The 23597-nt window shown below is 49.9% G+C and carries 29 protein-coding genes; 2 read left to right on the top strand and 27 right to left on the bottom strand.

Going from position 1 to position 23597, the window contains the following annotated elements; all coding sequences use genetic code 11:
• Window positions 1–14: 14 nt before the first annotated feature.
• The 18 genes from rplF to MHI24_RS13055 all read right to left on the bottom strand — a co-directional run bounded on the left by rplF (window position 15) and on the right by MHI24_RS13055 (window position 8667).
• The gene (gene rplF, locus MHI24_RS12970; RefSeq protein ID WP_238655662.1) at window positions 15–557 is read right to left on the bottom strand and encodes a 50S ribosomal protein L6; all 543 of its coding nucleotides are present in this window, start codon (window positions 555–557) and stop codon (window positions 15–17) included.
• Between the two features lie 30 nt (window positions 558–587).
• On the bottom strand, window positions 588–986 hold the full coding sequence (gene rpsH, locus MHI24_RS12975; RefSeq protein WP_238655661.1) for a 30S ribosomal protein S8: 399 nt from the start codon (window positions 984–986) through the stop codon (window positions 588–590).
• Window positions 987–1018: 32 nt separating this feature from the next.
• Window positions 1019–1204, bottom strand: coding sequence for a type Z 30S ribosomal protein S14 (locus MHI24_RS12980; protein ID WP_206102160.1), 186 nt, complete (start codon window positions 1202–1204; stop codon window positions 1019–1021).
• Window positions 1205–1248: 44 nt separating this feature from the next.
• The gene (rplE, locus tag MHI24_RS12985; protein ID WP_340026011.1) at window positions 1249–1791 is read right to left on the bottom strand and encodes a 50S ribosomal protein L5; all 543 of its coding nucleotides are present in this window, start codon (window positions 1789–1791) and stop codon (window positions 1249–1251) included.
• 30 nt (window positions 1792–1821) lie between these two features.
• Window positions 1822–2175: a 50S ribosomal protein L24 gene (gene rplX / locus MHI24_RS12990; protein ID WP_019908235.1), complete on the bottom strand. Its 354-nt coding sequence runs from the start codon at window positions 2173–2175 to the stop codon at window positions 1822–1824.
• A gap of 57 nt (window positions 2176–2232) precedes the next feature.
• On the bottom strand, window positions 2233–2601 hold the full coding sequence (rplN, locus tag MHI24_RS12995) for a 50S ribosomal protein L14 (RefSeq protein ID WP_036680556.1): 369 nt from the start codon (window positions 2599–2601) through the stop codon (window positions 2233–2235).
• Window positions 2602–2641: 40 nt separating this feature from the next.
• Window positions 2642–2908: a 30S ribosomal protein S17 gene (gene rpsQ / locus MHI24_RS13000; protein ID WP_036692400.1), complete on the bottom strand. Its 267-nt coding sequence runs from the start codon at window positions 2906–2908 to the stop codon at window positions 2642–2644.
• Between the two features lie 43 nt (window positions 2909–2951).
• Entirely contained in the window at window positions 2952–3149 is a 198-nt protein-coding gene (rpmC, locus tag MHI24_RS13005; protein WP_019908232.1) for a 50S ribosomal protein L29, read from the bottom strand.
• Window positions 3139–3573 carry a 50S ribosomal protein L16 gene (rplP, locus tag MHI24_RS13010; protein WP_020427064.1) on the bottom strand — a complete coding sequence of 145 codons (435 nt, stop codon included), beginning with the start codon at window positions 3571–3573 and terminating at the stop codon, window positions 3139–3141. Before rplP ends, rpmC begins: the two co-directional genes overlap by 11 nt.
• Window positions 3574–3575: 2 nt before the next feature.
• Entirely contained in the window at window positions 3576–4241 is a 666-nt protein-coding gene (gene rpsC, locus MHI24_RS13015) for a 30S ribosomal protein S3 (protein WP_340026012.1), read from the bottom strand.
• Window positions 4242–4254: 13 nt separating this feature from the next.
• Window positions 4255–4587 carry a 50S ribosomal protein L22 gene (gene rplV / locus MHI24_RS13020; RefSeq protein ID WP_019908228.1) on the bottom strand — a complete coding sequence of 111 codons (333 nt, stop codon included), beginning with the start codon at window positions 4585–4587 and terminating at the stop codon, window positions 4255–4257.
• Window positions 4588–4618: 31 nt separating this feature from the next.
• Entirely contained in the window at window positions 4619–4897 is a 279-nt protein-coding gene (rpsS, locus tag MHI24_RS13025; RefSeq protein WP_019908227.1) for a 30S ribosomal protein S19, read from the bottom strand.
• Window positions 4898–4973: 76 nt separating this feature from the next.
• Entirely contained in the window at window positions 4974–5804 is an 831-nt protein-coding gene (rplB, locus tag MHI24_RS13030) for a 50S ribosomal protein L2 (protein WP_238655658.1), read from the bottom strand.
• A gap of 28 nt (window positions 5805–5832) precedes the next feature.
• Window positions 5833–6126 (bottom strand): 50S ribosomal protein L23, encoded by a 294-nt coding sequence (gene rplW / locus MHI24_RS13035; protein WP_238655657.1) that lies wholly within the window; start codon window positions 6124–6126, stop codon window positions 5833–5835.
• Complete coding sequence (gene rplD / locus MHI24_RS13040) at window positions 6126–6749, bottom strand: 50S ribosomal protein L4 (RefSeq protein ID WP_340026013.1); 624 nt, start codon at window positions 6747–6749, stop codon at window positions 6126–6128. The genes rplW and rplD overlap by 1 nt, the downstream gene beginning before the upstream one ends.
• A 25-nt stretch (window positions 6750–6774) precedes the next feature.
• Complete coding sequence (gene rplC / locus MHI24_RS13045) at window positions 6775–7398, bottom strand: 50S ribosomal protein L3 (RefSeq protein ID WP_340026014.1); 624 nt, start codon at window positions 7396–7398, stop codon at window positions 6775–6777.
• A gap of 39 nt (window positions 7399–7437) precedes the next feature.
• Window positions 7438–7746: a 30S ribosomal protein S10 gene (rpsJ, locus tag MHI24_RS13050; RefSeq protein ID WP_009226637.1), complete on the bottom strand. Its 309-nt coding sequence runs from the start codon at window positions 7744–7746 to the stop codon at window positions 7438–7440.
• 282 nt (window positions 7747–8028) lie between these two features.
• Window positions 8029–8667: a Crp/Fnr family transcriptional regulator gene (locus MHI24_RS13055; protein WP_340026015.1), complete on the bottom strand. Its 639-nt coding sequence runs from the start codon at window positions 8665–8667 to the stop codon at window positions 8029–8031.
• A 276-nt stretch (window positions 8668–8943) separates the two neighbouring features.
• Between MHI24_RS13055 and MHI24_RS13060 the strand changes: the two genes are divergently transcribed.
• Together MHI24_RS13060 and MHI24_RS13065 are read left to right on the top strand one after the other, a co-directional pair.
• Complete coding sequence (locus tag MHI24_RS13060) at window positions 8944–9360, top strand: V4R domain-containing protein (RefSeq protein ID WP_340026016.1); 417 nt, start codon at window positions 8944–8946, stop codon at window positions 9358–9360.
• A gap of 31 nt (window positions 9361–9391) precedes the next feature.
• A complete protein-coding gene (locus MHI24_RS13065; protein ID WP_340026017.1) occupies window positions 9392–9733 on the top strand; it encodes a cupin domain-containing protein in 342 nt (113 codons plus the stop codon).
• Window positions 9734–9821: 88 nt separating this feature from the next.
• Here MHI24_RS13065 and tuf read toward each other — a convergent pair whose 3' ends face one another.
• The 9 genes from tuf to rplL form a co-directional block, all read right to left on the bottom strand.
• Window positions 9822–11012, bottom strand: a complete 1191-nt coding sequence (tuf, locus tag MHI24_RS13070; protein ID WP_340026018.1) for an elongation factor Tu — start codon at window positions 11010–11012, stop codon at window positions 9822–9824.
• Window positions 11013–11122: 110 nt separating this feature from the next.
• A complete protein-coding gene (gene fusA, locus MHI24_RS13075) occupies window positions 11123–13201 on the bottom strand; it encodes an elongation factor G (RefSeq protein ID WP_340026019.1) in 2079 nt (692 codons plus the stop codon).
• A 47-nt stretch (window positions 13202–13248) separates the two neighbouring features.
• Window positions 13249–13719 (bottom strand): 30S ribosomal protein S7, encoded by a 471-nt coding sequence (gene rpsG / locus MHI24_RS13080; protein WP_020427074.1) that lies wholly within the window; start codon window positions 13717–13719, stop codon window positions 13249–13251.
• Between the two features lie 45 nt (window positions 13720–13764).
• Window positions 13765–14184, bottom strand: a complete 420-nt coding sequence (gene rpsL / locus MHI24_RS13085; protein ID WP_020427075.1) for a 30S ribosomal protein S12 — start codon at window positions 14182–14184, stop codon at window positions 13765–13767.
• Between the two features lie 134 nt (window positions 14185–14318).
• Complete coding sequence (locus tag MHI24_RS13090; protein ID WP_340026020.1) at window positions 14319–14570, bottom strand: ribosomal L7Ae/L30e/S12e/Gadd45 family protein; 252 nt, start codon at window positions 14568–14570, stop codon at window positions 14319–14321.
• A gap of 178 nt (window positions 14571–14748) precedes the next feature.
• Window positions 14749–18360, bottom strand: coding sequence for a DNA-directed RNA polymerase subunit beta' (gene rpoC / locus MHI24_RS13095; RefSeq protein WP_340026021.1), 3612 nt, complete (start codon window positions 18358–18360; stop codon window positions 14749–14751).
• A 114-nt stretch (window positions 18361–18474) separates the two neighbouring features.
• Window positions 18475–22020 (bottom strand): DNA-directed RNA polymerase subunit beta, encoded by a 3546-nt coding sequence (gene rpoB, locus MHI24_RS13100; RefSeq protein WP_340026022.1) that lies wholly within the window; start codon window positions 22018–22020, stop codon window positions 18475–18477.
• A 429-nt stretch (window positions 22021–22449) separates the two neighbouring features.
• On the bottom strand, window positions 22450–23046 hold the full coding sequence (locus MHI24_RS13105) for a class I SAM-dependent methyltransferase (RefSeq protein WP_340026023.1): 597 nt from the start codon (window positions 23044–23046) through the stop codon (window positions 22450–22452).
• Between the two features lie 133 nt (window positions 23047–23179).
• Window positions 23180–23539, bottom strand: a complete 360-nt coding sequence (gene rplL / locus MHI24_RS13110) for a 50S ribosomal protein L7/L12 (protein ID WP_340026024.1) — start codon at window positions 23537–23539, stop codon at window positions 23180–23182.
• Window positions 23540–23597 lie beyond the last annotated feature (58 nt).

Here is a 23597-nt window from a genome sequence, read left to right on the forward strand (position 1 = left end):
TAAGGTAGAGCTGGTTATTTCTTCTTACCAGCTTTACCTTCCTTGCGGATGATACGCTCGCCTTCATATTTAATACCTTTACCTTTGTACGGCTCAGGTTCACGTACAGAACGGATCTTGGCAGCATAAGCGCCTACGCGTTCTTTGTCGATCCCTTTAACGATGATCTTCGTGTTCGCAGGAACCTCGAACTCGATGCCCGCTTCCGGTGTGATTTCAACCGGGTGGGAGTAACCAACGTTCAGTACGACTTTATCTCCGGACTTGCTTGCACGATATCCGACCCCAACCAGTTCCAGAGATTTCGAGAACCCTTCAGTTACACCACTCACCATGTTGCTGACAACGGAGCGGGTTGTGCCGTGAAGTGAACGATGCAGCTTGTTGTCCGACGGGCGAACAACAGTGATTTCGTTATTTTCAACTGTAATCTTCATGTCTTTATGAAGCTCACGAGTCAAAGTACCTTTAGGACCTTTTACTGTAATAACGGCGTTGTTCAAAGTAACATCTACACCGCTAGGTACTGCGATTGGTTTACGACCAATACGAGACATGTGTTGCACCTCCTTATCTTGTGACGTTTATTACCAGATGTAGCAGATAACTTCTCCGCCCGATTTTGATTGACGAGCTTCCTTGTCGGTCATAACTCCCTTGGATGTGGAGATAATCGCGATTCCCAGACCGCCAAGTACACGAGGAACCTCGTTGCTCTTCGTGTAAACGCGCAGACCTGGTTTACTGATTCTTTTCAGACCGGAGATAACGCGCTCCTGGTTCGGGCCGTATTTCAGGAAAATACGGATAATCCCCTGTTTGCTATCTTCAACGAATTCAGCATCACGGATGAAGCCTTCACGCTTCAGAATGTCCGCAATTTGTTTCTTCATAGTAGAAGCAGGCATTTCTACTGTCTCGTGACGCACAGTGTTGGCGTTACGAATACGAGTAAGCATATCTGCAATAGGATCAGACATAGTCATGTGTGTAAACCTCCTTCCCGTTTATAAGCTTCTTACCAGCTTGCTTTCTTCACGCCAGGGATCTGGCCTTTATATGCTAATTCGCGGAAACAAATTCTGCAAATTTTGTACTTTTGCAGTACCGAATGTGGACGACCACAGCGCTCACAACGTGTATATGCACGCACTTTGAACTTAGGCTCACGCTGTTGTTTAACTTTCATTGAAGTCTTTGCCACTTAGACTGACACCTCCTAAACAGTTTCGGAGAAATGGATGATGCTTATTTTGTGAAAGGCATTCCCAGCTGATTCAGCAGCTCACGGGATTCCTCATCCGTCTTTGCAGTCGTTACGATAACGATGTCCATACCGCGGACCTTATCTACCTTGTCATACTCGATTTCCGGGAAGATCAATTGCTCTTTCAGACCCAGTGTGTAGTTACCGCGGCCGTCAAAGGCTTTGCTGGAAACACCACGGAAGTCACGAACGCGTGGAAGCGTAACGTTGATCAATTTATCCAGGAAGTAATACATACGCTCGCCGCGCAGTGTTACTTTAACCCCGATCGGCATATTTTCGCGCAGTTTGAAACCGGCGATGGATTTTTTTGCTTTAGTGATAACCGGCTTTTGACCAGAGATCAATTGCAGATCATTTACTGCTGCATCAAGTACTTTGGAGTTCTGAACAGCGTCACCCACACCCATGTTGATGACGATCTTCTCGATCTTAGGCACTTGCATAACAGTAGTATAGTTGAACTTCTGCATAAGAGCAGGAGTGATTTCATTCAAGAAACGTTCTTTCATTCTTGCTGCCATGAAGCTTTACCTCCTTTCATCAGGACTGTATTAGTCGATAATCTCTCCGGATCTTTTAGCTACCCGAACTTTCTTACCGTTATCAAGCACTTTATAGCCGATGCGTGTTACTTTTCCGCTCTTCGGATCAATGTGCATTACGTTGGACACATGGATCGAAGCTTCCTGTTCGATGATTCCGCCCTGCGGATTCAGCTGGTTAGGCTTCTGGTGTTTCTTCACCATGTTTACGCCTTCTACCAGGACGCGGTTTTCACGAGGATAAGCAGCGATGACACGGCCTTTTTTACCTTTGTCCTTCCCGCTGATCACAAGCACCACATCATCTTTCTTCACGTGCAGTTTATTGTTATGGGATTCAAGAACTTTTTTCACTCTAGGCATTGATTACACCTCCTATAACTGACCTTCTCATGTAGAACCCGTACGAGTACGGATATTTTAGATAACTTCCGGTGCCAAGGAAACGATCTTCATGTAGTCCTTGTCGCGAAGTTCGCGAGCCACTGGTCCGAAGATACGTGTTCCGCGCGGGCTTCTGTCGTCTTTAACAACAACAGCTGCATTCTCGTCAAATGCGATGTAAGATCCGTCTTTACGGCGTACCGAACGCTTTGTACGAACAACTACCGCTCTAACTACATCACCTTTTTTGACAACGCCGCCTGGTGTTGCTTGTTTGACGGAGCAAACGATCAGATCACCGATTGCTGCTGTACGGCGTCCAGTACCACCCAGTACGCGGATACACATCAGTTCCTTCGCACCAGAGTTGTCAGCCACATGTAAACGTGTAAATGGTTGAATCATTATTAATTTCCTCCTTCCGGAAAGGGATCAGGCTCTAGTCTTAGATGATAACCGCTTTTTCTACCACTTCAACCAGTCTCCAGCGTTTGTCCTTCGACAATGGACGAGTCTCCATGACTTTTACGACATCACCAATTTTAGCTACATTCTCTTCATCATGTGCCTTGAATTTCTTCGTGGACTTGATGCGTTTGTGATACAGATTGTGCTTTTTATAGGTTTCAACAGCAATTACGATGGTCTTATCCATTTTGTCGCTGACTACTTTACCGATCAGCACTTTACGTGCATTACGTTCTTCGCTCATAGTTAGCCTCCTTCCTGATTACGGATGACGAATCCGCCGTCACTTAACTGATCCCAAGAACTCTTTGATGGATAACGGTTTTAGCACGAGCTATTTCCTTACGCACATCACGAATCCGAGTCGGGTTATCCAGTTGGCCAGTAGCCAATTGAAAACGGAGATTGAAAAGCTCTTCCTTGAATCCGGCGATCTTCTGTTCAATCTCGGCAGTGGTTAAGTTGCGAAGTTCATTAGCTTTCATTTGCTTCACCACCCAATTCTTCACGTTTCACAAACTTAGTCTTAACAGGCAGCTTGTGAGCGGCAAGACGCATCGCTTCACGAGCGATTTCTTCCGACACGCCTCCGAGTTCGAACATAATCTTGCCCGGTTTAACTACTGCTACCCACTTCTCAACGTTACCTTTACCACTACCCATACGAACCTCAAGAGGCTTCTGAGTAATTGGCTTATCTGGGAAAATCTTAATCCAGACCTGACCGCCACGTTTGATGTAACGTGTCATCGCGATACGTGCAGCTTCGATCTGACGGTTAGTGATCCAGGATGGCTCCAGAGCCTGCAGACCGAATTCGCCGAAGTTCAGCTCGGTTCCGCCTTTTGCCATACCCTTCATGTGACCGCGCTGTTGCTTGCGGTGTTTAACGCGCTTTGGTACCAACATGATTAGTTGCCTCCTTCCTGAGCAGCTTGTTTCTTAGCTGGGGGAAGAACTTCTCCACGGTAGATCCATACTTTTACGCCGATACGGCCGTAAGTTGTATGAGCTTCAGCTGTTCCGTAATCGATATCAGCACGAAGCGTATGAAGTGGAACTGTTCCTTCGCTATAACCTTCTGAACGGGCAATCTCAGCACCGCCAAGACGTCCGCCAACTTGTGTTTTGATACCCTTTGCGCCGGAACGCATAGTTCTCTGAATCGCTTGCTTCAGTGCACGGCGGAACGATACGCGACGCTCCAGCTGTTGTGCAATGCTCTCAGCAACAAGAATTGCATCCAGTTCAGGGTGCTTAATTTCATTGATGTTGATGTGTACTTTTTTGCCGCCGGCGATCGCTGTAACTTCGCTGCGCAGTACTTCAACTTCTGCTCCGCCCTTACCGATTACCATACCTGGCTTGGCAGTGTGAATTGTAACGTTCACTCGGCTTGCCGCTCTTTCGATCTCGATGCGGGAAACAGAGGAATCTTTCAATTTGCCTTTAAGGTATTCCCGGATTTTGACGTCTTCCATTAAAAGAGTACCGAAATCTTTGCCTGCATACCATTTTGATTCCCAATCGCGAATAATACCGACTCGGAGTCCGACTGGATTTACCTTTTGACCCACGTGTTATCCCTCCTTATTTCTCAGATACCACCAAAGTAATGTGGCTGGTACGTTTATTGATCCGGCTTGCACGGCCCATGGCGCGTGGACGGAAACGTTTCATTGTTGGACCCTGGTTAACGAAAACTTCGCTTACGAACAAGCTGTTTACGTCCATAGAGTAGTTATGCTCAGCGTTAGCAATCGCCGAGTTCAGCAGCTTCTCAACAACCGGAGAAGCGGACTTCGGAGTGTGGCGAAGAATTGCGATTGCTTCCCCCACTTGCTTGCCGCGAATCAAGTCAACAACCAGTTTCGCTTTACGCGCAGAAATCCGCACCGATCTTGCATGTGCTTTTGCTTCCATTGTTTTCCCTCCTCTCAAACAGAGACGTTAATTATCTTCTGGTTTTCTTATCGTCACCCGCGTGGCCTTTGTAAGTACGTGTTGGCGCGAACTCGCCCAACTTGTGACCTACCATATCTTCCGTTACGTATACAGGCACGTGCTTACGGCCGTCATATACACCAAACGTATGTCCGATAAACTGAGGGAAAATGGTTGAGCGACGGGACCAGGTTTTAACAACAACTTTCTTATCTGCCGCGTTCAGTTCCTCAACTTTTTTCAGCAGGTAGCCATCAATGAACGGCCCCTTCTTTAAACTGCGACCCATGTGTGAATCCTCCCTTCATCCGGTTCTTCAAACCGCGAATCGACGCTTCGCGCTAGCTTAACTTGCCTGAAGCGTCTTATTTTGTGCGGCGGCGAACGATATATTTATCAGATGCTTTGTTTTTCTTACGCGTTTTGTAGCCGAGGGTTGGTTTGCCCCAAGGAGACATTGGCGATTTCCGTCCGATTGGAGCGCGGCCTTCACCACCACCGTGTGGGTGATCGTTAGGGTTCATGACAACACCGCGTACTTCAGGACGACGTCCCAGCCAGCGGCTGCGTCCGGCTTTACCAATCTTGATCAGCTCGTGATCTTCGTTACCTACGGAACCGATCGTTGCACGGCAAACGCTGAGGATTCTGCGCACTTCACCGGAGTTCAGACGAACGGATACGTATTTCTCTTCTTTACCGAGCAATTGAGCTTCTGTACCGGCTGCACGGACCAGTTGTCCGCCTTTACCAGGCTTCAGCTCGATGTTGTGGATAACTGTACCCACTGGGATGTTTGCGAGCGGAAGGCTGTTACCGATTTTGATGTCAGCAGCAGGGCCAGACTCGATTTTATCCCCAACTTTAAGGCCTTTAGGAGCGATGATGTAACGTTTCTCTCCGTCAGCGTAGTTGATCAATGCGATATTGGACGTACGGTTCGGGTCATACTCGATTGTAGCAACGCTACCTGGTATGCCGTCTTTCGTGCGTTTGAAGTCGATAATACGGTATTTACGCTTGTGTCCGCCGCCGTGGTGACGAACCGTAATTTTACCTTGGTTGTTGCGTCCCGCATGCTTGAACAGCGGAGCGAGCAACGATTTCTCAGGCTGGTTTGTGGTGATTTCTTCAAACGTAGACACGGACATAGCGCGTCTTGCCGGAGAGGTCGGTTTGTACTTTTTGATTGGCACTGTAGTTCCCTCCTTACTTTACAGATTATTATTCTACCGCTTCAAAGAATTCGAGCGGCTTGCTGTCCGGGCTAAGCTTAACGATGGCTTTTTTCCATTCTGGAGTGTATCCGGAATATTTGCCGTAACGTTTCAGTTTACCAGGTACGCGCATTGTGTTCACACTAACGACTTTAACTTTAAAAATAGCCTCGACAGCTTTTTTGATTTCGGTCTTGTTAGCACGAATATCCACTTCAAAAGCGTACTTCAGTTCGCTCATGTATTCGGATGTGCGTTCCGTAATCACAGGTCGCTTAACAATATCACGAGGATCTTTCATTACGCGAACACCTCCTCTACCTTCAGAACTGCATCTTTAGTGATGATCAGTTTGTCGTACAGCAGTACGTCAAGAACATTGATGCCATCAGCCGCTACGAATTTCACCCCAGGGATGTTACGAGCGGAAAGAGCCACATTGTCGTCATAGCCAGGAGCTACAACCAGGGCCTTGCTGCCCACTTTAAGATTGTTCAGAATCGCTGCGAATTCTTTCGTCTTCGGAGCATTCATAGTCAGGCTATCCAATACGATGATGTCATTCCCGAGAACTTTCGAGGACAACGCGGATTTGATGGCCAACCGGCGAACTTTCTTAGGCAGTTTCCAGGAATAGCTGCGTGGTGTTGGTCCGAAGACTACGCCGCCGCCTTTCCATTGTGGAGAACGAATGGAGCCTTGACGGGCACGACCTGTACCTTTTTGCTTCCAAGGCTTACGTCCGCCGCCACGTACTTCAGAGCGTCCTTTTACTTTGTGTGTACCGCGACGAAGGGAAGCTCTCTGCATCAGTACAGCTTCATGCATAACATGTGCATTAGGCTCAATACCGAAGACCGAATCACTCAGTTCAACTTCGCCAACTTCGCTACCACTAGTATTAAAAAGTGTTACTTTTGGCATTTCATGTTCCTCCTTTCTTCAGTCGTTATTTCTTAACAGTTTCTTTAACTTTCACGTAGCTGTTCTTAGGGCCTGGGATAGCGCCTTTAACCAGCAGTACATTGCGTTCTACGTCAACCCGGATGATTTCAAGTCTTTGAACCGTAACGGTCGTGTGACCCATATGTCCTGGCAGGCGTTTGCCCTTAGGAACACGGTTAGCCTGAATGGAACCCATCGAGCCCGGTCTTCTGTGGTAACGCGATCCGTGTGCCATTGGTCCGCGGCTTTGTCCCCAGCGCTTGATGTTACCCTGGAAGCCTTTACCCTTGGTCGTACCGGTTACGTCAACAAATTCGCCTTCAGCGAAGATGTCAGCCTTAAGCTCTTGTCCAACCTCGAGGGACCCGAGGTCAACACCGCGAATTTCGCGAACGTAGCGCTTAGGTGTTGCATTTGCCTTTTTGGCGTGACCCTGTTCAGGCTTGTTGGAGCGGCTTTCTTTCTTATCGGAAAAGCCCAACTGCACTGCTTCATATCCGTCGATATTCAGGTCTTTCTTTTGCAGTACCACACAAGGACCCGCTTCGATAACCGATACAGCGATCACGTTACCTTCTGGAGTAAACACTTGAGTCATACCGAGTTTTTTTCCTAAGATACCTTTCATGTTGACACCTCTTTTCTTTTCCTAGTTGCTTGAAATGAATTACAATTTGATTTCGATATCTACACCGGACGGCAGATCCAAGCGCATCAAGGCATCCACAGTTTGTGGTGTTGGGTTCACAATATCGATCAAACGTTTGTGAGTCCGTTGTTCAAACTGTTCACGGGAATCCTTGTACTTGTGCACCGCACGGAGAATGGTAATAACTTGTTTCTCGGTTGGCAGCGGAATCGGCCCGGATACACCAGCACCCGAACGTTTTGCTGTTTCAACAATTTTCTCAGCGGATTGATCAAGAATTCTGTGGTCGTATGCTTTCAAGCGGATACGAATTTTTTGCTTTGCCATTTTAGTCCCTCCTTCTATCGCCCAATTTATTATCGGACATACTCCGTGAAAATTTTCCGACATCGACCTCATGGCAAAGGGGCCGGGTGTGTCAGTAACCTCTCACATCATCGCAACGTCTCAGAACAACATTTATTATTATATATAATAGGCGGCTATATTGCAAGAGCATTTGCGAAACTAATCAGCTTTTTCCGAAAAAAAATTAAAAAAGTTCTCTTTCCTGTTCAGAAAGGCGCCATATGTTCCGTAAATGAACGTGTTTCTTCTATATAAATAGATCTATTCCCTGATTTCCGCCATCTGAAGCAACGCCTCCATCTCCAGAATATTTACCGTTCTTTTGTGCATGGCAATAATCTTCAGCGCTTCGAGCTTATTCAGCTTCCGGCTAAGTGTTTCGGCAGTTGTTCCGATCATGGCGGCAATCTCTTTCTGTGCAGACGGCAAATCTACGGATTGTCTCCAGCTTTGCATGGTCCTATCGGATTCTGAGAGATTCCTGGTATACAGGTAGATCAGCAGCCGGGCTAACCGTTTCTCCACCTCAAGCATGTGCATGGCACCCGCCGTCTCCTCCGCCAGATGCAGCTGCTCACTGACAGACATCAGGAAGCTGAAGGCAAGCCCTGCATTCTGCTCCAGCAGTGGAATGAAGTCCTTCCGGTGCATCCTGCACACTACCCCGCTCTCGATCATCTCCGCCGTTACATCATTATTCTTATTGTGCAGCAGCGCAAACTGTCCGAAATAATCCCCCGGGAAAAGAAAACGGACAATATGCTGCTTCCCCTCCATACTGTTCTTCGTCAACTTGATTAACCCGCTTTTGACTACATACAAGGCTGCTGATGGCTCACCCTCTCTGCACACCTGGCTGCCTTTGCTGTAAGGTGCTGAGTCTGTGATCGAATCAATCATAACCAGTTCCTCATCGGATAAGCCACTGAATACAGGAACCTGACGAACACAGGCATGGGAACCGCAAGACTTACATTCCATGATCCTTCATCCCCTCCCTTTCGCTGTTTCCACCATAACAAAGATCTGCTTTCTGACCGGTGACTGGGCGCACAACTAATGTTAAAAACTTGATCTATATCAAGGATGCCCATCCCAAGCATCGGTACAATAGGTTCATAGAGACAAAAGGAGTTGAGGAGCTTGCAGCACTACACATTTGAGGATATGCGCCGGATGAACAGAACTTCGCTCGGCAATATGGTCCCGCTTGAATTATTCCGGACAATCCGCCTCATTGGAATGAATCAGGGCTTGCCGTTAGGCGGTAAGGGAACTACTGTCACCATAGGACGCAAGATTGGGGAGAGTCTGCCTGTCACCTCCGTTGACGAGCTGCTGCACCTGTTCGAAGAGCTAAGAATCGGAATCCCCCGGATTATTCATTCCGATGAACGCAGATTGAATATTGCGGTAGATGACTGCTTCTGTAAAGGACTGCCGTCCCTTGCGGACGAGAGGATGGTCTGTGATCTGGAGGGGGCTATTATCGAAGGTGCGCTATGCAAGATTCTCGGCCGCAAGGTCTCGGTGAAGGAGATCAAGTGCAACGTGACCGGCCATGAGCACTGTGAGTACGAGGTTAAGCTGTAAACCACAAACCAATTGAAAGCAGGGATTCATTATGGAAAGAAAGAACACCGCTGAAGCAGTACAGTATCATGAGGAACGCTTTACGAAAAAAATTATCTTTCAAAAAGGTGAAAGTGTAGTATTCATACTCAACTTCATGCCGGGCCAGCAGCTGCCTGTCCACAAGCATCCGGGCGCCGATGTATACATTCTGGCCTTGAACGGTGAAGGAACCATTCATGTAAATGGAGAAGAATCCCCCTTCACCCAAGGAGAGGCGCTTCATATTGCCGGTGATGAATCCTTTGCGTACAGCAATAACAGCGGGGCCCCTTCCAGCTTGTATGTCGTATTATCGAAATTGCCAAGCACAGAGTACGCTAAGGAAATTTAAAATCAATTATATAAAAATAGATCAGGGCTCCTTCATAAGAAGGAGCCCTGATCTTATATTCTGGTCTATCCTAACGGATAGAGCCGGCTTATTTCTGGATAGTTGCTACGGAACCGGCACCAACTGTACGGCCGCCTTCGCGAATGGAGAACTTAGTTCCTTCTTCAATAGCGATTGGCGAGATCAGCTGTACACTTACAGTGATGTTATCGCCAGGCATAACCATTTCAGTACCTTCTGGCAGGTTGATGATGCCAGTTACGTCAGTTGTACGGAAGTAGAACTGTGGACGGTAACCAGTGAAGAATGGTTTGTGACGTCCGCCTTCTTCTTTAGTCAGGACGTAGATCTGAGCAGAGAACTCAGTGTGCGGGTTAACGGAGTTTGGCTTGGACAGTACTTGACCACGTTCGATCATGTTACGGTCTACACCACGCAGCAATGCGCCGATGTTGTCGCCCGCTTGTGCGGAATCGAGCAATTTGCGGAACATTTCTACGCCGGTAACAACGGATTTTCTCTTCTCTTCGTGGATACCCACGATTTCAACTTCTTCCCCAACTTTAACTGTTCCGCGTTCTACGCGACCAGTTGCCACAGTACCGCGGCCAGTGATGGAGAATACGTCTTCGACTGGCATCAGGAATGGCTTGTCAGTCTGACGCTCAGGCAGCGGGATGTAAGTGTCGATAGTTTCGAACATTTCGACAATCTTGTTAGCCCATTCGCCGTCTGGGTTCTGCAGCGCTTCACGAGCGGAACCGCGAACGATTGGAGTGTCATCGCCTGGGAATTCATATTCGCTCAGCAGATCGCGAACTTCCATTTCAACCAGTTCCAGAAGCTCTTCGTCTTCAACCATGTCGCATTTGTTCAGGAATACGACGATGTAAGGAACGCCTACTTGGCGGGACAGCAGGATGTGCTCGCGAGTCTGTGGCATAGGGCCGTCAGCTGCGGATACAACCAGGATAGCTCCGTCCATCTGCGCTGCGCCAGTGATCATGTTTTTAACATAGTCGGCGTGTCCAGGGCAGTCAACGTGTGCGTAGTGACGGTTAGGAGTTTCATATTCAACGTGAGCGGTGGAGATAGTGATACCGCGTTCGCGTTCTTCTGGAGCTTTGTCGATTTGGTCGAATGCTACAGCAGCACCACCGTATCTTTTGGACAGTACAGTTGTGATAGCAGCAGTCAGGGTTGTTTTACCATGGTCGACGTGACCAATAGTACCGATGTTAACGTGCGGTTTGTTACGTTCAAACTTTGCCTTTGCCATTTGAACAGTTCCTCCTTATTGTGGGGTTCCTTATATTAGAGCCGCCCGTCTATGTGCAGTTCTGAGATGACTTGTGTGATATACCCGGACGGCAAGTTAAAAACTTAAGCTTATTCTCCGCCCTTGTTCTTGGATACGATTTCTTCTGCAATGGTCTTAGGCACTTCTTCGTAGTGCGAAAGCTCCATCGAGAATACGCCGCGTCCTTGAGTACCGGAACGAAGTGTTGTGGAATAACCGAACATTTCGGAAAGAGGTACCTTTGCACGGATAATCTGCGCACCACCACGGGAGTCCATACCTTCGATACGGCCGCGGCGGGAGTTCAGCATACCCATTACATCGCCCATGTATTCCTCAGGAACAGTTACTTCCACTTTCATGATTGGCTCCAGCAGAACAGGCTTACACTTGTCCTTGGCAGCTTTGAGTGCCATAGAACCGGCAATCTTGAACGCCATTTCGTTGGAGTCAACATCATGGTAGGAACCATCTACGATGGTAGCCTTAACGTCTACAAGCGGGAAGCCTGCAAGAACGCCGTTTTTCATTTGCTCTTCAATACCGGCCAGCGCAGGAGCGATGTATTCTCTAGGTACAGAACCACCAACAACCTTGCTGTCGAACTGGCTGCCAGTACCTGGATCGAGGGGTTCGAATTCAACCCATACGTGACCGTACTGACCGCGACCGCCGGATTGGCGAACGAATTTACCTTCGACGCGTGCTGGAGCTTTGAATGTCTCACGGTAAGCAACCTGTGGTTTACCCACGTTGGTCTCTACCTTGAATTCGCGGCGCATACGGTCGATGATAATATCCAGGTGAAGCTCACCCATACCTGCCAGGATCGTTTGGCCAGTTTCTTCATCGGTGTGCGCACGAAGAGTTGGATCCTCTTCAGTCAGCTTGCCGAGAGCAACGCCCATTTTATCTTGGTCAGCTTTGGTTTTTGGCTCAACCGCGATTTCGATAACCGGATCAGGGAAGTTCATGGATTCCAGGATTACCGGGTTCTTCTCGTCGCAAAGTGTATCACCAGTGCTTGTGTCCTTCAGACCAACAGCTGCCGCGATATCACCAGCGTATACGATGGAGATTTCTTGACGGCTGTTCGCATGCATCTGCAGGATACGGCCGATACGTTCACGTTTGCCCTTAGTAGCATTCACTACATATGAACCGGATTCCAGGATACCGGAGTATACACGGAAGAACGTGAGCTTACCAACATAAGGGTCTGTCATGATTTTGAATGCCAGCGCTGCGAACGGCTCTTCATCGGAAGAGTGACGCTCAATTTCCGAACCATCTTCAAGGTGACCTTGAATCGACGGTACATCAAGCGGGGATGGCAGGTAATCAACGACTGCGTCCAGCATCAGCTGAACCCCTTTGTTACGGTAGGAAGAGCCGCAGATTACAGGGAAGATTTTAACTTCACATACGCCTTTGCGCAGTGCAGCCTTGATCTCGTCTACTGTAATTTCTTCGCCTTCCAGGTACTTCATAGTGAGGTCCTCGTCGAGTTCAGCAACCTTCTCGATCAGCTCGAGACGCAGCTCCTCAACTTGCTCCAGGAATTCCGCAGGAATCTCTGTTACCTCGATGTTCTGACCCAGATCATCCTTGAAGATGTGAGCTTTCTGCTCAACCAGGTCAATGATGCCTGTGAAGTCGTTCTCTGCACCGATCGGCAGCTGAATAGCAACCGAGTTGGCTTGAAGACGATCACGCATATCCTTAACTACGTTAAGGAAGTCGGCACCGATGATATCCATCTTGTTTACATATGCAATCCGGGGAACGCCGTAACGGTCAGCCTGTCTCCATACGGTTTCAGACTGAGGCTCAACGCCCTCTTTCGCACTAAATACACCAACTGCCCCATCCAATACACGCAGGGAACGTTCAACTTCAACAGTGAAGTCAACGTGCCCTGGGGTATCAATGATATTGATGCGGTGACCCTTCCAGGAAGCAGTTGTTGCAGCGGATGTAATGGTGATTCCGCGCTCTTGCTCTTGTTCCATCCAGTCCATTGTAGCAGCACCCTCGTGAACTTCACCGATCTTGTGCGTGCGGCCTGTGTAGAAAAGAATACGCTCCGTAGTAGTTGTCTTACCAGCATCAATATGCGCCATGATCCCGATATTACGTGTATTTTTTAAGGAGAACTCTCTTGCCATGAAATGGATCTCCTTCCAAAATAGAAGTTATTTGGTCGACTGTAATCCTACCAACGGTAGTGAGCAAACGCTTTGTTCGCTTCAGCCATTTTGTGTGTGTCTTCACGTTTCTTGACAGAAGCGCCTGTGTTGTTGGAAGCATCGATAATCTCAGCCGCCAAACGCTCTTCCATAGTCTTCTCACCGCGGTTGCGTGAGTAGTTCACGAGCCAGCGTAATCCCAAAGCAGTACGTCTTTCAGGTTTAACCTCGATCGGCACTTGGTAGTTGGCACCGCCGACACGGCGGGCTTTAACTTCCAATACAGGCATGATGTTCTTGATGGCAGCTTCAAATACTTCCATCGGCTCTTTACCTGTACGTTCTTGAATCAACTTGAATGAATTGTACAAAATGCTTTGAGCGACACCTCTTTTACCACCCAGCATAATACGGTTGATCAAACGGGTAACCAACTTGCTATTATACAATGGATCTGGTAATACATCTCTCTTCGTAACTGGACCTTTGCGTGGCATGGATATCCCCCTTTCTTGAATGTTTATTATTCAGACAGCCTAATCTTATTTCTTGGCCTTAGGACGTTTCGCACCATATTTGGAGCGAGCCTGCATCCGGTTAGCAACACCTGCAGTATCCAGTGCACCACGAACGATGTGGTAACGAACCCCTGCAAGGTCTTTAACTTTACCTCCGCGCAGCAATACTACGCTGTGCTCTTGAAGGTTGTGTCCGATCCCCGGAATGTAAGCAGTCACCTCAAGACGGTTCGTCAGACGAACACGGGCATACTTACGAAGTGCTGAGTTTGGTTTACGTGGAGTCATTGTGCCTACACGAGTGCACACACCGCGTTTCTGCGGGGCGCTCAAATTTGTAGCCTCACGCTTGAGGGCGTTGAACCCCTTTTGAAGAGCGGGAGATTTGGATTTTTCGATTTTGGCTTGACGGCCTTTGCGAACCAATTGGTTGATAGTTGGCATGTTGTGCCACCCCCTTCCTGAAATGATAGTCAATTCATGAACGTTAAGTCCACAGACCCAGGTGGTTCATAAAAAGACAAATGAAAAGTCCTTGCTGCCGAAGTGTACCCCGGTACAAAAACGTTCTCTTGCTGCTATTGTTTTAAGACGGCTGCCATCGCAGCACCAACTTCTATACCGCAGGCCTTGCCCAAATTCAGCATGGTATCCACATAGGTTACCTTAACGCCTTGTTTGTTGCAAAGCAACACAATCCTGGAAGTAAGCCGTTGATCTCCGTCCTCCGCCACATAGACTTCTGCGGCTTGGCCCATCTCCACCGCCTTGACGGTTTGCTTGGAACCGATCTTGACCTGAGCATCCTGTAACCCTCTATCATCAGTCATAAAACAATACCTCCACTGAATTAGAATGACAAGGCTACTCACGCACCTTAGACATATTAGCACCCTCAGCAGAGGATGTCAAGAAAAAACAGTAATAATTTTATGGATCATCACAGCAGACAGCCGCGTCACGCCCAACCTGCAGCGTGACGCGTATGCTGATGCCGTGAGTATTCAATTATTCAGCCGGAACGGTCTCCAGAGCTTCTTCACTAGCCTCTTCATTCGGATCGCTCAGCTTCACGTTACGGTAGCGGTTCATGCCTGTACCGGCAGGAATCAGCTTACCGATGATAACATTCTCTTTCAGGCCCAGGAGTTTATCCACCTTGCCCTTGATCGCTGCATCCGTCAGGACACGTGTAGTCTCCTGGAAGGAGGCCGCAGACAGGAAGGAGTCGGTCTCCAGGGAGGCCTTAGTGATCCCGAGCAGAACCGGTTTAGCAACCGCAGGCTCATTTCCGGACAGAATGGCTTCCTTGTTGGCTGCTTCATATTCATGAATGTCCGCAAAGGCACCCGGCAGCAGGCTGGTGTCTCCGGCATCGATAATCCGGATTTTGCGCAGCATCTGCTTGATCATAACTTCGATGTGCTTGTCATTGATCTCAACGCCCTGGTTACGGTATACACGCTGTACTTCCTGCAGGATGTAGTTCTGCACCCCGCGGATACCCTTGATGCGCAGCATTTCCTTAGGGTCGATCGAACCGTCTGTCAGCTCATCCCCGGCTTCAATCTCCTGGCCTTCGCTGACACGCAGACGCGAGCCGTAAGTGATGGAATAGGTCTTGGATTCCGCTTCACCCTGAACCTCGATTTCACGGCGGTCCTTGGTTTCACGGATTTCCTTGATTACCCCGTCAATTTCACTGATTGTTGCCTGACCTTTAGGGTTACGGGCTTCAAACAGCTCCTGGATACGCGGCAAACCTTGCGTGATATCGTCTCCGGCTACACCACCGGTATGGAAGGTACGCATGGTAAGCTGTGTTCCCGGTTCACCGATAGATTGGGCGGCGATAATGCCGACTGCTTCCCCGATTTCCACGAACTTGCCTGTTGCCAGGTTGCGTCCGTAGCACTTCTTGCAGACTCCGTGACGGGCACGGCAGCTCAGCACAGAGCGGATCTGCAGCTTGGTCACGCCGGCGTTCACGATCTCTTCAGCCTTGTCGGAGTCAATCAGATCGTTACGGTGAACGATGATCTCCTTGGTCTCCGGATGACGGACAGTCTCGAAGGAGTAACGGCCCTCAATACGGTCGTACAGATCCTCGATGACTTCCTTACCATCCTGAATCCGGCTGACAGTGAAGCCTTTATCGGTACCGCAATCTTCCTCGCGGACAATAACGTCCTGGGCCACGTCAACCAGACGGCGGGTCAGATACCCGGAGTCGGCTGTACGCAGCGCTGTATCGGCCAGACCTTTACGCGCTCCGTGGGTGGAGATAAAGTACTCGAGGACGGTCAGACCTTCACGGAAATTCGCTTTGATCGGCAATTCAAAAATCCGTCCTGACGGGGTAGCCATCAGTCCGCGCATACCGCCCAGCTGGGTGATCTGCGATTTGTTACCGCGCGCCTTGGAGTCAACCATGAGCATGATGGAGTTGAAGCGGTCCATCGATTTCAGCAGCACGTTGGTCAGATCATCCTTGGTCTTCGACCAGATCTCGATAACACGGTCATACCGTTCATCATTGGTAATCAGACCGCGGCGGTATTGGTTGGCAACGACATCAACCTTAGCTTCCGATTCCTTCAGAATGGTTGCTTTTTCCTCTGGCACGATAACGTCGGATACGGCAACCGTAACCCCGGAACGTGTAGAGTAGGTGAAGCCGAGCTGCTTGATTTTGTCCAGAATCATAGAAGTCTGGGTGGTGTGATACGTCTCGAAGCAGCGGGCAATGATCAGACCGAGATATTCCTTACCTACAGCGCTGGCGTCAGGAGCATTCATGATCAACTCACGGATATCTGCACCCTTGTCATAGATAAAGTACTTGTCTGGTGTGCCTTGCAGCAGGTTAGCCTTGGTTGCTTCGTTGATATAAGGGAAGCTGCTCGGATAGATCTCGTTGAAGATGATCTTTCCGACAGTCGTAATCAGCATTGCATTCTGCTGTTCTTCGGTGAAGCTGGTTTTGCCGAGCGCTTTGGCAGGAATAGCCACACGTGCGTGCAGGCCTGCGGTTCCGCGCTGGTAAGCCGATACAGCTTCGTTAACGTTCCGCAGAATCATACCGGTACCCTTCTCTTCCTTGTTGTCCATCGTCAGGTAGAAGGTACCAAGGACCATGTCCTGGGAAGGGGTAACAACCGGCTTGCCGTCCTTAGGGTTCAGGATGTTGCCGGATGCCAGCATCAGCAGGCGTGCTTCAGCCTGGGCTTCTGCAGAGAGCGGTACGTGTACGGCCATCTGGTCACCGTCAAAGTCGGCGTTGTATGCCGTACATACGAGCGGATGAAGCCGGATCGCGTGGCCTTCAACCAGAATCGGCTCGAACGCCTGGATACCCAGTCTGTGCAGCGTAGGGGCACGGTTCAGCAGAACCGGGTGCTCTCTGATGACCTCTTCAAGCACATCCCAGACCTCTGGACTTACGCGTTCAACCTTGCGTTTGGCGCTCTTGATGTTGTGGGCAAGGCCTTTATTCACCAGTTCCTTCATAACGAACGGCTTGAAGAGCTCCAGCGCCATCTTCTTAGGAAGACCGCATTGGTACATCTTCAGGTAAGGTCCTACGACGATAACGGAACGTCCGGAATAGTCAACGCGCTTACCGAGCAGGTTCTGACGGAAACGTCCCTGCTTACCTTTGAGCATATGGCTGAGCGATTTGAGCGGACGGTTACCGGGACCCGTTACAGGGCGGCCGCGGCGGCCGTTATCAATCAGCGCATCCACTGCTTCCTGAAGCATCCGTTTCTCGTTCTGCACGATGATGTCAGGAGCGCCGAGATCCAGCAGTCTCTTCAGACGGTTGTTCCGGTTAATTACACGGCGGTACAGGTCATTCAGGTCAGACGTAGCAAAACGGCCGCCGTCGAGCTGAACCATCGGGCGAAGCTCCGGAGGAATGACCGGGAGTACATCCATGATCATCCAGTCCGGCTTGTTACCGGAGTTGCGGAAGGCCTCGATCACTTCCAGGCGTTTGATCGCCCGGTTGCGGCGCTGGCCTTGAGCCGTACGGAGCTCTTCCTTAAGGAATTCGAGCTCTTTGTCGATGTCGATATCCTGCAGCAGTTTTTTGACAGCTTCAGCGCCCATGCCGGCCTGGAAGCCGTAGCCGTATTTCTCACGGTAGCTGCGGTATTCCTTCTCGGACAACAGCTGCTTCTTCTCCAGCGGAGTTTCTCCCGGATCAGTTACAACATAGGATGCGAAGTAGATAATCTCTTCGAGCGATCTTGGAGACATATCCAGCGCAAGACCCATGCGGCTTGGAATCCCTTTGAAATACCAGATATGAGATACAGGAGCTGCCAGCTCAATGTGGCCCATGCGTTCGCGGCGGACCTTGGCGCGTGTTACTTCAACGCCGCAGCGGTCGCACACAACGCCTTTGTAACGGACGCGTTTGTATTTACCGCAATGACATTCCCAGTCCTTCTGCGGTCCAAAAATACGCTCGCAAAAAAGACCCTCTTTTTCCGGTTTCAATGTACGATAGTTAATGGTTTCCGGTTTTTTTACTTCTCCGCGGGACCAAGAACGAATTTTCTCCGGGGAAGCGAGCCCGATTTTCATAAATTCAAAATTGTTAACGTCCAACAAGGAGCAACCCTCCTTAACCTATATCCTGAATTAGTACCACCGCCCTCTCTTGACGCAGAAGGTCAACAGAGGGCGTGGTCCTTTGTGTAATGAAATTAGCGGCTTGCTGACGAATTACTCGATACCGACCTCTGCACCTTCCAGATTAAGGCTGAGCTTATCGCCTGACGTCTCGTCCTCATCGTCCAATTCCTTCATCTCGATCTCCTGCTCATCACCGCTGAGGATCTTCACATCCATACCGAGGGACTGCAGTTCCTTGATCAATACCTTGAACGATTCAGGCACACCCGGTTCTGGAACATTCTCGCCTTTGACAATGGATTCGTAAGTCTTCACACGGCCGACCACGTCATCGGACTTCACTGTCAGAATCTCCTGCAGGGTATAGGCCGCGCCGTAAGCTTCAAGCGCCCACACTTCCATCTCCCCAAAGCGCTGTCCGCCGAACTGGGCTTTACCGCCCAGAGGCTGCTGCGTTACGAGAGAGTAAGGACCGGTGGAACGGGCGTGAATCTTATCGTCAACCATGTGAGCCAGCTTGATCATGTGCATGACGCCGACAGTAACTTCGCGCTCGAAGCGCTCGCCTGTACGTCCGTCATACAGCACGGTCTTACCATTGCGCTGCATTCCGGCTTCTTCCATCGTATCGAACACGTCATACTCGCGTGCTCCGTCGAAGACCGGAGTAGCCACGTGAATCCCGAGCTGCAGTGCAGCCATCCCGAGATGGACTTCAAGCACCTGTCCGATGTTCATACGCGAAGGTACGCCCAGCGGGTTCAGGACAACCTGTACCGGTGTACCGTCCGGCAGGAACGGCATATCCTCTTCCGGCAGGATACGGGCAACGACACCCTTGTTACCGTGACGTCCGGCCATCTTATCGCCTTCAGAGATTTTACGCTTCTGGGCGATGTAGACACGCACCAGCTGGTTCACACCCGGAGGCAGCTCATCGCCGTTCTCACGGGTGAACACCTTAACGTCCACGATAATACCGTCACTACCGTGCGGTACGCGCAGGGAGGTGTCACGGACTTCACGGGCCTTCTCTCCGAAGATCGCGTGCAGCAGGCGTTCCTCGGCGGTCAGCTCGGTTACGCCCTTCGGTGTAACTTTACCTACCAGAATGTCGCCGGCATTGATCTCGGCACCGATGCGGATGATTCCGCGCTCATCCAGATTGCGGAGCGCCTCTTCACCAACGTTAGGGATATCGCGTGTGATCTCTTCCGGACCGAGCTTGGTATCGCGGGCTTCGGATTCGTACTCCTCGATGTGGATCGAAGTGTATACATCCTCCTTCACCAGCTTCTCGCTCAGCAGGATCGCATCCTCGTAGTTGTACCCTTCCCAGGTCATGAACGCAACGACTACGTTGCGGCCCAGAGCAAGTTCGCCCATCTCTGTGGAAGGCCCGTCTGCCAGGATGTCGCCCTTCTTGACAATATCGCCGCGTTTGGCCAGCGGACGCTGGTTAATGCAGGTTCCCTGGTTAGAACGCATAAATTTGTGTAATTTATATTTAACGATATCACCTTTCACTTCTTTGCCTTCGACTGCCTCAACACGGCGCAGCCAGATTTCATTGGCAGAGGAGCGCTCAATAATACCGTCATATTTGGAGACAATACATACACCAGAGTCCTTAGCGGACTTGTGTTCCATCCCTGTTCCGACCAGCGGTGCCTTCGGAACAAGCAGCGGAACGGCCTGGCGCTGCATGTTCGATCCCATCAGTGCGCGGTTGGAGTCATCGTTCTCAAGGAACGGAATGAGCGCCGTAGCGACCGATACAACCTGCTTCGGTGAAACGTCCATGTAGTCAACACGGTTACTCGGCATGGTAGTGATGTTATCCGAGTCCTTATTGTAACGGACGATAACCTGGTCTTCCTTGAAGGAGCCATCTTCATCAATCTGTACGTTCGCCTGTGCAACAACATAGTTGTCTTCTTCATCGGCGGTCAGATAATCAATCTGTTCGGTAACCTTGCCGGTCTTCGGGTCCACCCAACGGTACGGCGCTTCGATAAAGCCGTATTCATTGATGCGGGCGAAGGTTGACAGGGAGTTGATCAGACCGATGTTCGGACCTTCCGGAGTCTCGATAGGACACATGCGGCCATAGTGACTGTGATGGACGTCGCGGACTTCAAAGCCTGCGCGTTCACGGGTCAGACCGCCGGGTCCGAGGGCTGACAGACGGCGCTTGTGCGTAAGCTCGGCAAGCGGGTTTGTCTGGTCCATGAACTGGGACAGCTGCGAGCTTCCGAAGAACTCTTTGATGGATGCGATGACCGGGCGGATGTTGATCAGAGCCTGCGGTGTAATCGCGTTGGCATCCTGGATAGACATTCTCTCACGGACTACGCGCTCCATACGGGACAAGCCGATCCGGAACTGATTCTGCAGCAGTTCGCCAACAGAACGCAGACGGCGGTTACCCAGATGGTCAATATCATCCGTATTGCCGATTCCGTGCAGCAGATTAATAAAGTAGCTGATTGAGGAGATAATATCAGCCTGGGTAATATGCTTCACCGACTTGTCAATGTTGCCATTGGCAATCAGCTTGATGACCCGGCCGTCTTCAATCGGCGAGAAGACCTCAACCGTCTGAAGCGGAATATCTTCACTGTCCATAACTCCGCCGGTAACCCGGTAGGTTTTGGCAGCCATATTTTTCTCGAAATAAGGAATCAGCTCATCCAGCAGGCGACGGTCAACCATTTGGCCGGATTCTGCCAGAATTTCTCCGGTAGACTCATCGACCAGAGGCTGGGCCAGACGCTGGTTGAACAGACGATTCTTGATGTGCAGCTTTTTGTTGATTTTGTAACGGCCGACATTGGCCAGGTCATAGCGCTTTGGATCAAAGAAACGCGCAACCAGAAGGCTCTTAGCATTGTCAAGCGTCGGCGGTTCACCCGGACGCAGACGCTCGTAGATCTCAATCAGCGCCTTCTCCGTGGAATCCGTGTTGTCCTTATCCAGCGTATTGCGAATATATTCATCATTACCCAGCAGTTCCAGGATCTCGGCATCACTGCCGAAGCCCAGGGCACGCAGGAGCACGGTAACAGGAATTTTACGGGTCCGGTCGATACGGACATACATAATATCCTTAGCGTCGGTCTCCAGTTCCAGCCAGGCTCCGCGGTTCGGAATCACTGTGGCGGTGTAAGTTTTTTTACCGTTCTTATCCACTTTCGTGCTGAAATAGACGCTTGGAGAGCGAACCAACTGGCTGACAATTACCCGTTCCGCACCATTGATAATAAAGGTGCCGGTCTCCGTCATCAGAGGGAAATCTCCCATGAACACTTCCTGCTCTTTGACCTCACCGGTCTCCTTATTGATGAGCCGCACCTTCACTCGCAGAGGAGCAGCATATGTTACGTCCCGCTCTTTAGCGTCGTCAACCGTATACTTCGGTTCACCCAGGCTGTAATCAATGAACTCAAGCACCAGATTCCCTGTGAAATCCTGGATCGGCGAGATGTCCTGGAACATTTCCCGCAATCCTTCCTCCAAAAACCAGTCATAAGATTTTTGTTGGATCTCGATCAGGTTCGGGACCTCGAGTACCTCTTTAATTCTCGCATAGCTCCGCCGAGTGCGTCGACCATACTGAACAAGATGTCCTGCCAACTTTACTCACCCCTCATGTCTACTCACTTAAAAATTGATTGCGAACCCCTGTTTGGACCCGTATAATGGAACCATACCATCAGGGTTCAGCCATAAATACAGAAAAGCCCCTTATCGAATTCTTTCGAAAAAAGAGCACATCTATCCACGGCCAAAATACTCCTTATCCAGTAGATTTGCCCAAAACGTACGTATTATACGTCACCAGGCCGTAGTTCATGCGCTATCATCTATTGTCCAGGGCGACCCTCGCCTGACAGAAACATAGATAACCGAATCCGCAAAAACCTGCCTTGCGTCATGCACTTACCGGGCGACAATATATCACTTGACATTTCAGCAAACTAAAGACATGGAGCCTAGCTTAATACTGACATTTTATAATAATACCACTACGGGCATTGCATGTCAATATGCATTGCTATTTTTTTATTTCTGAGCCCTGATAATGCGGTAGCCCTTGTCTTTGCCCATTTCCTCAACCACCGGGAACAGACTCTCCAGCTTGGCAACGGCCGATGGCGCCCCCTGCTTCTTCTGAATGACAATCCACAGACTCCCGCCTTCATTCAAGTGGTCACAGGCCTGTTCAAAGATCTCATGCACCACGCTCTTGCCGGCGCGAATCGGCGGATTCGTAAGCACCACATCGAACTTCCGCCCGGCTACGGCGGACAGCTTGTCGCTCTCAGTGACCGTAACATTGAACGCACCGTTATGCCGGGCATTCTCGCGGGCCAGCTCAACGGCACGGCTATTAATATCAATCATTGTGACATGTCCTTTGGGAGCAAGCAGCGCGGCACTAATTCCTATGGGACCGTAACCACAGCCCACATCCAGCACCTCCGCCCCGTCCGGGATCTCCATTGCTTCAATCAGAACACGGCTGCCATGATCAATATCTCCCTTTGAAAAAACACCGGCGTCGCTTACAAAGCGGAGGCTCCGGCCTCTCAGAACCGTCTCGATGCTGCGTCTGTCATGACGGGCTTCCGGCTGCTGCGAGTAATAATGCTGCGACATGCAATCCTCCCTTTCCATCTGTTCTACACTATAGAGTATACGTTATAGAGCAACCCCCTTGAACAAGTTCAAGGGGGTTGCGGGAACCGGAGAGAATGGCTTCATGCTCCGGGGCAGTACCTATTGATTCGAACTATTTCAGTTCTACAGCAGCGCCTGCTTCTTCCAATTTTGCTTTGACAGCTTCTGCTTCTTCTTTGCTTACTTTTTCTTTGATTGGCTTTGGAGCGTTGTCTACAACGTCCTTAGCTTCTTTCAGACCAAGACCAGTGATTTCGCGAACGATCTTGATAACGTTGATTTTGGAAGCGCCAGCGCTTGTCAGAATAACGTCGAATTCGGATTGTTCAGCTTCAACAGCTGCTACAGCGCCGCCAACAGCTACTGGAGCTGCTGCAGTTACGCCGAACTCTTCTTCGATTGCTTTAACCAGGTCGTTCAGTTCCAACACGCTCATGCCTTTAATTTCTTCCAAGATTGTTTCTTTGCTCATGATTGAACCTCCATTATATTTGAATTGGTTTGTGGTATTGATTATGAAGCAGGAAGCA

This window comes from Paenibacillus sp. FSL K6-1096, from assembly GCF_037977055.1.
Lineage (GTDB): Bacteria > Bacillota > Bacilli > Paenibacillales > Paenibacillaceae > Paenibacillus_AQ.